This is a genomic window from Roseivivax marinus, assembly GCF_900109705.1.
In the GTDB taxonomy this organism is placed as follows: Bacteria; Pseudomonadota; Alphaproteobacteria; order Rhodobacterales; family Rhodobacteraceae; genus Roseivivax; species Roseivivax marinus.
Genome location: NZ_FOAI01000033.1, coordinates 1 through 1,704, shown reverse-complemented (window position 1 = coordinate 1,704; position 1,704 = coordinate 1). Strand labels below are relative to the sequence as shown.

Genomic DNA, 1,704 nt, shown 5'->3' with positions numbered 1-1,704 from the left:
CTCGTCCAAGAAGATCATCTTCGCCGGCCATTCCTGACAGAGTGTCATCTCCGCCTAGACCGTCGAGCGTGTCGTTACCATCGGCCCCGAGAAGGAAATCTCCTCCAGAGGTTCCCTCTCGGATCAAGTTTTCAGGCACGGCATCAGGATCGGGAATCTGAACGGGGTCGCTGATAATACTTTCTTCTGTCCCTCCACCGTCAATATAAGTCAGCTGCAGTGCGAGCAGGGAACCTAGGTCTTCTTCTGTAATTTCGTAGGTGAAAGAATCAGCTCCCGGTATTGGCTCACCATTTCGCAGCCAAGAAAATGTTATTTCGCTCTGTAATCCATCGCCATCCTCAAGCTCATTCGGCTGCGCATCCAATACGCCACCCAGCTTTAGAGGGCCGAAGATGTCAATTGAACCAGTAGGCTCGCTATTTACATTCTGAATTAAATCGCTGAGCGAACTCTTAATTGCCTGTCGGACGCCAAATTCGTTGGTGAACCATACCGCAACAGATATCTCGGCACCGACATCATCTTGCGTCAATGTATAGCTGGATGAGTTTGCCCCGTCGATAGGAATAAAGCCATTTCTCAACCACTGGACGTCATAGTCGTTAATATTTGCGGCAGCGGTAAATTCCGATATATTTGCTGTCAGCGTCTGCCCTTCTACATTATCGCCGGACACTTTAGGCCTTAGGTCCGTCGGGAATTGTCCGTCATCGTCAAGAATCTCGAAACTACCCTCCAGTAGAATTTCGCTAGCAGAAAGATCTTCGTAAATTCTTACACCAAATTCTTCTGTCGGCTCTGGAAAGCTGTCGGCGTTCACCGTGAATTCGACCGTCTGATCAAGTCCAAATACAGCGAAGCCGCCAGGTGTAAGGTCAGTCTCAGGCTCGCCATTGACTAGATTGCTACTTGTGTCCCAAAAATCTTCGGGAGAACCAGTAGTTGGGAATATTCTCAATACGACGGAATTATATAATGGCGTAAGTTGCGTGACAGAAAATGCAATCTCTGTTCCAGCACCGCCGCTAACACCTCCGGATGTCCCTTCTATTACGCTCCCATCAAATGAACTCGTTATTAGAAAGTCTGAATTCTCGGCGATCACGTTTGGCATTTTGGGTAACCTAGTGGAAAGTTTTAACGACACTTCCTATGCAGAAATTTTTTGGTCTTGTAAAGGCCGTCCTTCTTATGAAGCATCGTATTGCGATGTATGTAGATTCTGCGAACCTTGAAAGCGAACCCGCGGGCATACTGAGATGCTAATTTTAGAATGTAAAGGGGGCTGGTTGTTTTTAAAACTTTAAGTATCCATGACATAAAAAACGGCGCATGAGGTTATATTTCGGTTATGGAGTATAACTCCGCCTGTCCTTCTCTTACTTCTCATCGCCATTGATGAGATCTGCATGTTCTGCCGCCAGCGGCGGCAATACCACTCGCCTGTCTCCGTGTTTAGATCGTTTAAGGCTCAATGAAGCAGCGGACGACTAAGTACGAGTGGACTGCGGTCGCTTGGGTCCTCTTTGAAATTCAACTAGAGTTTGCCCAATTAATCCTTTGGGAACTCGAATCCGTACCAGTAATTGGCAGTGTCTCGGTCGACCTAGGTCATGTTGACAAATGGCGGATCCAGAGACGGATCGACGTGATGTCAATGAAGCCGAGGAAGCTTTCCGCCGTCTTGTCGTAGCGGGTCGC

General features: G+C 47.9%; 2 pseudogenes. Both read right to left on the bottom strand.

The features are described 5' to 3' along the window. Positions 1-1,117: pseudogene (locus tag BMX29_RS19040) on the bottom strand (hypothetical protein); the annotation flags it as partial. 497 nt (positions 1,118-1,614) lie between these two features. Continuing rightward, positions 1,615-1,704, bottom strand: a pseudogene (locus BMX29_RS19035) (IS5/IS1182 family transposase); the annotation flags it as partial.